6 protein-coding genes are annotated in these 9,915 nt (G+C 71.0%); 4 read left to right on the top strand and 2 right to left on the bottom strand.

The annotated features are described in order from the left end of the window. Window positions 1–505 precede the first annotated feature (505 nt). The 4 genes from ABD154_RS06635 (at window position 506) to ABD154_RS06620 (ending at window position 4,607) form a co-directional block, all read left to right on the top strand. Entirely contained in the window at window positions 506–1,249 is a 744-nt protein-coding gene (locus ABD154_RS06635) for an SDR family oxidoreductase (RefSeq protein ID WP_198499025.1), read from the top strand. 90 nt (window positions 1,250–1,339) lie between these two features. Next, on the top strand, window positions 1,340–2,539 hold the full coding sequence (locus ABD154_RS06630) for an acetyl-CoA C-acyltransferase (RefSeq protein ID WP_137826483.1): 1,200 nt from the start codon (window positions 1,340–1,342) through the stop codon (window positions 2,537–2,539). Window positions 2,540–2,589: 50 nt separating this feature from the next. Beyond that, window positions 2,590–3,906: an MATE family efflux transporter gene (locus tag ABD154_RS06625; protein ID WP_198499024.1), complete on the top strand. Its 1,317-nt coding sequence runs from the start codon at window positions 2,590–2,592 to the stop codon at window positions 3,904–3,906. Beyond that, window positions 3,903–4,607: a GNAT family N-acetyltransferase gene (locus ABD154_RS06620; protein ID WP_198499023.1), complete on the top strand. Its 705-nt coding sequence runs from the start codon at window positions 3,903–3,905 to the stop codon at window positions 4,605–4,607. Before ABD154_RS06625 ends, ABD154_RS06620 begins: the two co-directional genes overlap by 4 nt. On the opposite strand, the gene ABD154_RS06615 is transcribed toward ABD154_RS06620, so the two are convergent. Continuing rightward, window positions 4,578–5,948: a M1 family metallopeptidase gene (locus ABD154_RS06615; protein ID WP_232623624.1), complete on the bottom strand. Its 1,371-nt coding sequence runs from the start codon at window positions 5,946–5,948 to the stop codon at window positions 4,578–4,580. The two genes, ABD154_RS06620 and ABD154_RS06615, sit on opposite strands and share 30 nt — an antisense overlap. Further along, window positions 5,896–9,831, bottom strand: coding sequence for a Pls/PosA family non-ribosomal peptide synthetase (locus tag ABD154_RS06610; protein WP_198499022.1), 3,936 nt, complete (start codon window positions 9,829–9,831; stop codon window positions 5,896–5,898). The genes ABD154_RS06615 and ABD154_RS06610 overlap by 53 nt, the downstream gene beginning before the upstream one ends. Window positions 9,832–9,915 lie beyond the last annotated feature (84 nt).

The following is a 9,915-nucleotide window of genomic DNA, read 5'->3' as shown; positions in this document are numbered from 1 at the left end:
CGGCGTATTTGTCGGTCGAGGGCGTCGATGGCGTGGCTGCTGTCGGGTGACGGCGTAATTGCCGGGTCGGGGAGTTGGTGGCGGTTCGGTGCGTCGGTCCGGCCGCCTCGGTGCGAGGTGCGGGCCAGTACTGGGCTTCGACGCGGTGAACCGACAAATACGCCCTCTGCTCAGCGCGTATTTGCCGGTTCGGGGCGTCGATGGCGTGGCGGCCGTCGGGTGACGGCGTATTTGTCGGTTCGGGGCGTCGATGGCGTGGCGGCTGTCGGCTGTCGGGTGGCGGCGTAATTGCCGGTCCAGGGCGTCGGTGGGACAGGTGAGCGGTGGGCTCGCGTCGACGTCCTCCACGACCCTGTATGCGCCGAGGTGGTCCACCGGTGAGCAATCATTCGTTCAGTGATGGTCTAGAGTGGGAGGAAGCGGCAGTGAGGTGTGCATCACAGCGCACGATCGCCTCACGCTGCGCCACTGACCGTCCCATGTTCCGTCACTGAAGGAGTCATCCATGGCACGCACAGCAATCGTCACCGGCGGCGGACGCGGCATCGGCGCCGCGATCGCGAAGAAGCTCAGCGCCGACGGACTCAAGGTCGCCGTCCTCGACATGGGGCCGACCGACGAGACCGTCGACGCGATCACCGCAGCCGGGGGCGAGGCGATCGGACTCGCCGCCGACGTCTCGGACGAAGCGTCCGTGAACTCCGCCGTCGCCGAGGTGGCCGACCGCCTCGGCGCACCCACCGTGCTCATCAACAACGCCGGCATCCTCCGCGACAACCTCCTGTTCAAGATGAGCTACGAGGAGTTTCAGAAGGTGCTCTCCGTCCACCTCGGCGGGGCGTTCCTCATGGCCAAGGCGGTTCAGGAGCACATGGTCGCCGAGAAGTTCGGGCGGATCGTGTCGATGTCGTCGACCTCGGCGCTCGGCAACCGCGGCCAGACGAACTACTCCGCGGCGAAGGCCGGCATCCAGGGCATGACGAAGACGTGGGCGATCGAGCTCGGGAAGTTCGGCGTCACCGCCAACGCGATCGCGCCCGGCTTCATCGAGACCGACATGACGAAGGCCACGGCAGAGCGGGTGGGCGTCGACTTCGCCGACTTCAAGAAGGCGGCGATCAGCCAGATCCCCGTCGGCCGCGCCGGCACCCCCGACGACATCGCGAACACCGCGTCGTTCCTCGTCTCCGAGGGTGCGGGATTCGTCTCGGGCCAGGTCATCTACGTCGCCGGCGGCCCCCGGAACTGAGCGGGCACCCGCCACCGCCCGGCAGTCAGAGCACTCGCACAGCAACCGCACCACCCCACCATCCATCGCCACGAGGGAAGCAGGACAGTCATGGTCGACGCCGTCATCGTCTCCACCGCCAGAACCCCGATCGGACGCGCCTACCGCGGCGCCTTCAACGACACGCAGGCCCAGGAGCTCGCCGGCCACGCGATCGCCCACGCCGTCGAGCGCGCCGGCGTCGACGGCGCGGAGGTCGACGACGTCATCATGGGCTCGGCCCTCCAGCAGGGCAGCCAGAGCACGAACATCGGACGCCAGGCCGCCCTGCGCGCGGGCCTGCCCGTCACCGTGGCCGGGATGTCCGTCGACCGCCAGTGCGCCTCCGGGCTCATGGCGATCGCGACCGCGGCCAAGCAGATCATCGTCGACGGGCAGTCGATCGCCGTCGGCGGCGGCGTCGAATCGATCTCGCTCGTCCAGAACGAGCACATGAACACCTTCCGGGCGAAGGATCCGTGGCTCGAGGAGAACGTCCCCGGCATCTACTACCCGATGCTCGCGACCGCGGAGATCGTCGCCGAACGCTACGGGGTCAGCCGTGAGGAGCAGGACGCCTACTCCCTCGAATCGCAGAAGCGCACCGCCGCTGCGCAGGCCGCCGGGCGCTTCGACGCGGAGATCGTGCCGCTGCCGACGACGAAGGTCGTCGTCGACAAGGCGACGGGGGAGACCTCGACCGAGGAGGTCACGCTCACCCAGGACGAGGGCAACCGCCCCGAGACCACCCTCGAAGGGCTCGCCGGACTCAAGCCCGTCCTCGATCCGGGAGTTGCCTCGCAGCATCCGAGCGTCACCGCCGGCAACGCCTCCCAGCTCTCCGACGGCGCCTCGGCGGCCGTCCTCATGTCCGACACCGAGGCGTCCCGGCGCGGACTCAGCCCGCTCGGCATCTACCGGGGCATGGCCGTGGCCGGGGTGGCCCCGGACGAGATGGGCATCGGTCCCGTCTTCGCCGTGCCGAAGCTCCTCGAGCGTCACGGTCTGACGATCGACGACATCGGCCTCTGGGAGCTCAACGAGGCCTTCGCCGTCCAGGCCCTCTACTGCCGGGACAGGCTCGGCATCGACCCGGAGCGCTACAACGTCGACGGCGGCGGCATCTCCGTCGGCCACCCCTACGGGATGACCGGGGCCCGCCTCGTCGGCCATGCCCTCATCGAAGGCAAGCGCCGCGGCGTCAAGTACGTCGTCGTGACGATGTGCATCGGCGGCGGGCAGGGCGCCGCCGGTCTCTTCGAAGTCGTCTGAGGCCGCCCCGTTCATCGCCGCCGCGCCTGCGATTGGATAGACTCGCAGGCGTGGCAGCGATCGACAGGGACATACTTCGGCTGGCGCTGCCGGCTCTCGGCGCGCTCATCGCCGAACCGATCTTCCTGCTCACCGACACGGCCATGGTCGGCCACCTCGGCGCCGATGCCCTCGGGTCGCTCGCGATCGCCTCGACGATCCTCCAGACCGTGCTCGGACTGATGATCTTCCTCGCCTATGCGACGACTCCGCGGGTCGCCAAGCGGATGGGCGCCGGCGACACCCGCGGTGCCGTCGGCGCCGGCTTCGACGGCATCTGGCTCGCCCTCGTCACCTCGGTGCTCCTCCTCGTCGCCGGACTGCCGCTGCTGTCGACCGCGATCGCCGCGTTCGGACCGGGAGCCGCGGTCGCGGCCGGAGCGCAGACGTATCTGGCGATCTCGTGGTGGGGGCTGCCGTTCATGCTCGTCGTCATCGCCGCGACCGGGCTGCTGCGCGGACTCCAGGACACCCGCACCCCACTCGTCGTCGCCGCCGTCGGCTGCATTGCGAACATCGGCCTCAACGCCCTCTTCATCTACGGCCTCGGCCTCGGCGTCGCCGGCTCTGCGCTCGGCACCGTCGTCGCACAGGCGGGCATGTGCGCCGTCTACCTCCTCATCAGCCTGCGCGCGGCCCGCCGCTTCCACGCGAGCTTCCGCCCCCACTGGGCAGGCGTCCTCTCCTCGGCGAAGACCTCCGGCTGGCTGCTCGTGCGCAACGCGAGCCTGCGCGCCTCCCTCATCGTCCTCGTCGTCCTCGCCACCGCGGCCGGTACGACGGAGCTCGCGGCGATCCAGGTCGCCCAGAGCCTCTTCTTCGCCCTCGCGCTCGCCCTCGACTCCCTCGCGATCGCCGGGCAGGCCCTCATCGGCCTCCAACTCGGAGCGCGGAACGTCGACGCCGTCGCCGCGATCAACCGCCGCCTCATCCTCTGGGGCATCGTCTTCGGGATCATCGTCGGGCTCGTCCTCTTCGCCGGCTCCGGCCTCATCCCGCGCGTCTTCTCCTCCGACCCCGCCGTCATCGCGACGCTGACCGGGCTCCTGCCGATCCTCGCCCTCGGCATGCCGATCGCCGGGTACGTCTTCGTCCTCGACGGGGTCCTCATGGGCGCCGAGGACGCCCGCTACCTCGCCCTGGCCCAGCTCCTCGCCGTCATCGGCTACGCCCTCCTCCTCATCCCCGTCACCGCGCTGTGGCCCGGTGCGCTGGGACTGTGGGCGACCTTCTGCCTCGGCTTCATCGGCCTGCGCGCACTCACCCTGGGCTGGCGCGTGCGCAACCACACCTGGATCCGCACCGCGGTAGAGAAGGGACTGACATGAGCGAGCACGATCTGGCCACCCGCATCCGGCCCCTGCCGGCCGACACCCCCGACGAGGTGTTCGTCCCCTTCGTCGACCTCGCCTTCAACTGGTCGATGGACAAGCCGACGATTCCCCGCGCCGACCTCGTCGACCGGCCCGATGCGCGGGCGTACTTCGCGGACTGGGGGCGCCGAGGCGACCTCGCCGTGGCCTGCTACGACGAAGCCGGGGAGGAGATCGTCGGCCTCGCGTGGCTGCGCTATGCCGACCCCGCCGCGATCACCGGCGACGAGGAGGAACCCGCTGACGCGACGTTCATCGCCGGGCTCGAACCGCACTCCACCGTCATCGCCTCGACCGTCGTCGACGAGGAGTCCGCTGACGGGGAGATCGTCGCCGAGGTGGTCGAGGACGAATCCGGGGAGGCTGACTTCGTCGCCGAGGCCGGTGACGAGGCGCCCGCCCCCTTCGCCGGCTACGGGTGGGTCTCCGCCGACATCCCGGAGCTCGCGATCGCCGTGCTCCCCGCCTACCAGGGGCAGGGGATCGGCGGGGCCCTCCTCGACGTCCTCCTCACGCTCGCCCGGCTCTCCGGGGTCCGCGCGGTCAGCCTCGCCGTCGAGGACGGCAACGGGGCCGCCCACCTCTACCGCGGCCGCGGATTCGAACCCGTCGGCCGCAGCGGCGACTCAGACCTGCTCGTGCGGCAGCTGGGGTAGCGGCAGCGGGGGCAGCGCGGTCTCGGTCAGCCAGGGACGGACCACCTCGGCGATGTCACGACCGGAGGTGCGCGAGACGCTGTCGATGAAGTCCCGCGTCGTGACGTTGCCGTGCCGGTGCCGCGTCGTCCATTCGCGCACGCACGCGAAGAACACGTCGTCGCCGAGGGTCAGCCGCAGGGCGTGGAGGGTGAGCGCCCCGCGCTTGTAGACGCGATCGTCGAACATGTCGGGGCCGCCGGGATCGGCGAGGACGATGTCCTGCGGGGAAGCGCTGAGCGCCCGATGCCACGTCCGGGCCCACTCGTCGGCGCTCATCAGCCCCGTCTCCTCCGACCACAGCCACTCGGCGTAGCACGCGAAGCCCTCGTTGAGCCAGATGTCGGACCAGCTGCCGGGGGTGAGCGAATTGCCGAACCACTGGTGGGCCATCTCGTGGGCGACGAGCCGTTCGGCCTCCCATTCGGGGCCGAGGTGATTGGGCCCGAGCACGGACAGCGGCTGCGACTCGAGCGGGATCTCGAGCTCCTCGTTCGTCACGACGACGTCGTAGCGGTCGAACGGGTAGGGCCCGAAGCGATCGACGAAGAGGGTCATCATCGCGTGCTGGACGGGCAGGCGCGCGACGGCGGTGTGCCAGGCCTCACCGGCGAAGACCGTCAGCGGAACGGGACTCGGGGCGACCCCTGGCGGGGCGGGCAGCTCGGCGCTGCGGTACCGGCCGATCTGCACGGTCGCCAGGTAGGTCGCCAGCGGCGTCGTCGACTGGAACGTCCACGCCGTGCGCCCGGCCTTGCGGACCTTCTCGACGAGGTCGCCGTTGGACACGACGGTGTACTCGGACTCCGTGAGCACCCTGATCCGGAACTTCGCCTTGTTCGAGGGATGGTCGTTGCAGGGGAACCACGTCGAGGCGCCGACGGGCTGACCGGCGACGAGGACGCCGTCCTCGAGCTCCTCCCAGCCGATGTCGCCCCACGTGCCGATCGCCGGCTGCGGGTTGCCCTCGTAGGCGATGTCGATGCGCACCGGCTGGTTCTTCCCCAGCGCCTCGGTGCTCAGCCGCAGCTTCTTCCCGCGCAGCGAGTAGCGGACCTTGCGGCCGTTGACGCTCGCCTTCGTCACACGCATCCCCGTGAGGTCGAGGACGATCGTCGACGTCTCCGTGAGCACCCGGCCGGTCAGCCGCGCCTTCCCGGCCAGCCGGTTGGGCCCGATCCGGTAGTCGAGGTCGATGTCGTAGTGGTCGATGAGCAGATCCGCACTGCCGACGCCCGGCGTATAGGGATCAAGCATCGACGGGGTGCTCGACCGGGGCGCGCTCAGGGAGTTCAGGTGCATCCACCCAGGGTATGACAGGATTGCCGCTGAAGTACGCATGGGGCGGCACGAACTCGCCGCGCATGACGAGCGAGGTCGCCCCCACCGTCGCGTTCTCCCCGAGGGTCGCCGCGGGCAGGATGACGCTGTTGGGTCCGAGCGTCGCCCCGGCCTCGAGGGTGACCTCGTCGAGGCTCATCACCCGGTCGTGGAAGAGGTGGGTCTGGACGACGCAGCCGCGGTTGACCGTCGAATTGTCGTCGAGGCGCACGAGGTCGGCCTCGGGCAGCCAGTAGGACTCGCACCACACGCCGTGCCCGATCCACGCCCCCATCGCGCGCAGGTACCACACGATCGCCGGGGTGCCCACGGCGTTGCGGGTGAACCAGGGGGCGGCGACGAGTTCGACGAAGCAGTCGGCGACCTCTCCGCGCCAGATGAACGACGACCACAGCGGGTGGTCCCCGGGGCTGATGCGGCCGACGAAGACCCATTTCGCGATGACCGCCAGGCCCGCGGCGACGGCGCCGGCGACCATCATGACGACCCCGGACGTGAGCAGGGCGAGCCCGACGGAGGCGAGGAAGCCGCCGGCCGGGGAGGCCGGTCCGCCGGGGACGCCGAGGAGGGCGATGATCGTGAGGATGACCGCGGCGACGAGCGCGCCGCCGACCATCACCGAGGTGATCCGCAGCGTCTCGAAGATGCCGCGGGCGATCTTCACGCCGAGCTTCGGGGCGTAGGTGAGCGACTCGTCGGCGTCGACGGCGGCCCGGCGCAGCTGCACCGGGGGAGACCCGAGCCACGAGGAGCCCTTCTTCGCCTTCGCCGGGGCCGCCGAGAGCACGGCGACGAGCGCATTCTTCGGCACCCGCCTGCCCGGTGAGGCGATGCCCGAGTTGCCGAGGAACGCCCGCTTGCCGACCTTCGCCCGGCCCGCGCGCATCCACCCGTGGCCGAGTTCGTAGCTCGCGACCATCGTGTCATCGGCGAGGAACGCGCCGGCGGCGATCGTCGTCATCTTCGGAACGAAGACGACGGTGGAGATCTCCGTGCCGGGACCGACCTTGGCCCCGAGCGCCCGCAGCCACCACGGGGTGAGCATCGAGGCGTAGAGGGGGAAGAGGAGATCGCGGGCGAGGTCGAGGAGCCGCTCGGTCGCCCACACCCGGTAGCCGCGGGCCGACCGGACGGGGAACTCGCCCTCCTCCATGCCGATGGCGAGCACGCGCACGGAGATGAGGATGAACAGGGCGGTGCAGACGAACCACACGCACGCCAGCAGCGGTGACCACGCGAGGACGAGCCACGGGTTCTCGACGACGGCGATCCCGGAGACGGCGACCATGAGAAGGAGCCCGGGCACCGCGGCGAGGTAGGGCAGGGCGGCGTTGAACTGGGAGCCGGCGGCGTAGAAGAGGAACGGCAGGCGACGGCGCTGCGGCGGGGCAGGCCACGTCTTCTTCGCCTTGCCGATGCGCACGGCCGGGGAGCCCGAGTAGATCTGGTTGCGGCGCACCTTGCCCGTCACCGCGGACCCAGCCTCGACGAGCGCCCCGGCGCCGATCTGCGTGCCGGGCATGAGCGTCGACCGAGCACCGACAGTTGCATTCTCCCCGACGACGATCGTGCCGATGCGCAGGAGGTCACCGTCGACCCACCAGCCCTTGAGGTCGACCTCGGGTTCGATCGCCGCACCCCCTTCGAGGGTGAGGAACCCGGTGACCGGCGGGGCGGAGTGGAGGTCGGCGTCGGGTCCGATGCGGTTGCCGAGCAGCTTCGCATACCACCCCACCCAGGGGGCGCTGGCGACGGAGACGGCCGCGGCGAGGTCGGCGATGTGCTCGGCGAGCCACAGCCGCTTGTGCACCCAGCCCGACCGCGGATAGACGCCCGGTTTCAGCCCGGCGAGGAGCAGCCTGGCGGCACCGGCGGAGATGAGCATCCGCCCCCACGCGGTGACGAAGACGAGGAAGAGCGTGATGACGACCGGCCACGGCGTCAGCGGCACGTCGGCCCCGAGGAGGTTCGCGAGGTTGGCGAGGACCATGGCGATGACGACCCACCGCACCCCGCCGAGGATGTGGACGGGGATCGCGAGCAGCGTCTGGAATGCCTGCATGCCCTTCGACGTCCGCCCGATCTCCCGGATCGGTCCGGGGGCGGCGGCCCCGTCATCGCCGAGGCAGAGGGTGGCCAGCGCACCGAAGCGCGGGTGGGCGTAGATGTCGCCGACGGTGACGCTCGGGTGCTGGCCGCGCAGCCGGGAGACGAGCTGGGCGGCGGCGAGGCTGCCGCCGCCGACGGTGAAGAAGTCCGTGTCCGCACCCGGGCGGGACCCGAGGACCGCCGTCCACTGGTCGGCGATCCATTCGGTGGCGGGGTCGAACACCTCGGTGCTGTCCGCGGTCTCCGCTTCCCCGCCCATCGGCCACGGCAGGGCGGCGCGGTCGACCTTGCCCGAGGTCTTCGTCGGCAGCTCGTCGATGAGGGCGAGGCGGGGGACGAGAGCGGCCGGCAGTTCGACGCGCAGAGCCTCCTCCCATGCCGGGATCCGATCCTGCGCGTCGGGGGCGGCGCTCGCGAGGTAGCCGACGAGGATGTCCGTGCCGGCCGGGGTCGTCTTCACCGCGGCCGCCGCGCCCTCGACGCCGGCCAGCGCCTGGAGGGCGGCGTCGATCTCACCGAGTTCGATGCGGCGACCGCCGAGTTTGATCTGCTCGTCGGCGCGGCCGACGAAGATGAGGCCGGCGGGATCGTTGACGACGAGGTCGCCGGACCGGTAGGCCCGCTCCCAGCCGAGGCTCGGCATGGGCGCGTACTTCTCCGCGTCCTTGGCCGGATCGAGGTAGCGGGCCAGGCCGACGCCGCCGATGATGAGCTCGCCGGTCTCACCCTCGGCCACGGGGGTGCCGGCGGCGTCGACGACGGCGAGCGACCAGCCGTCGAGCGGCAGGCCGATGCGGATCGGCTCGGTCCCGTCGAGGAGGGCGGCGCAGGCGACGACGGTCGCCTCGGTGGGGCCGTACGTGTTCCACACCTCGCGGCCCTCGTCGCTGAGGCGGCGGGCGAGTTCGGGGGGACAGGCCTCGCCGCCGAAGATGAGGAGGCGCACGGCGTCGAGGCTTTCGGCCGGCCACAGGGCGGCCAAGGTGGGCACCGTCGAGACGACGGTGATGCCGCGCGAGGACAGCCACGGCCCGAGGTCCATGCCGGACTTGACGAGCGCGCGCGGGGCGGGGACGAGGCAGGCGCCGTGCCGCCACGCCAGCCACATCTCCTCACAGCTGGCATCGAAGGCGACGGAGAGGCCGGCGAGCACGCGGTCGCCGGGACCGAGCGGCTCCTCGGTGAGGAAGAGGGCCGCCTCGGCGTCGACGAACGCGGCAGCCGAGCGGTGGGAGACGGCCACGCCCTTCGGGGTGCCTGTCGACCCGGAGGTGAAGATCACCCAGCAGTCGTCGTCGGGGGTCGGCCCGCGCATCTCGGAGCGCTCGAGCGGCCCCCGCGCGGTGCGGGCCTCGATCGCCCGGCCCTCGGTGATCACTCCGGTCACGGCCGCCTCGGCGAACACGGTGCGGGCCCGCTCATCGGGATCGTCGACGTCGACGGGGACGTAGGCGGCACCGAGCATCATCGTCGCGAGGATCGCGACGTAGAGATCGACGGAGCCCGACGGCACGCGCACCCCGACCTTGTCACCGGGACCGATGCCCGCCTCGGCGAGGCTGAGGGCGAGGTCGCGAATGTCGGTGATGAGCTCGGAGTAGCTGAGCACGGTCCTGCCGTCGTCGATCGCGGGCTGGTCGCCGTGGGCGCCCGCGGTCTCCAGGAGCACATCGATGAGGGTGCGATCCTCGCGGGGGCGGGGCTGGGCAGGGAATTGCGCGGCGTGTTCTGTCACAGTACTTCCGGATCGAGCTGCCAGGTCGACGCCGTGAGCGCCGACTGAGTATTCGCTGATGATCTTAGCCGGAGAAGGTGTCGG

Origin of the sequence: Brevibacterium sanguinis, assembly GCF_039528855.1 — a bacterium.
Classification (GTDB): Bacteria; Actinomycetota; Actinomycetes; order Actinomycetales; family Brevibacteriaceae; genus Brevibacterium; species Brevibacterium sanguinis.
The sequence above is the reverse complement of the archived record's forward strand: the minus strand, read 5'-3'. Positions and strand labels throughout refer to the sequence as shown.

What these genes read in the sequence shown, in the direction of transcription:
- ABD154_RS06635 (WP_198499025.1), top strand. Translation starts at nt 506, where the DNA reads ATGGCACGCACAGCAATCGTCACCGGCGGCGGACGCGGCATCGGCGCC.
- ABD154_RS06630 (WP_137826483.1), top strand. Translation starts at nt 1,340, where the DNA reads ATGGTCGACGCCGTCATCGTCTCCACCGCCAGAACCCCGATCGGACGC.
- ABD154_RS06620 (WP_198499023.1), top strand. Translation starts at nt 3,903, where the DNA reads ATGAGCGAGCACGATCTGGCCACCCGCATCCGGCCCCTGCCGGCCGAC.
- ABD154_RS06615 (WP_232623624.1), bottom strand. Translation starts at nt 5,948, where the DNA reads ATGCACCTGAACTCCCTGAGCGCGCCCCGGTCGAGCACCCCGTCGATG.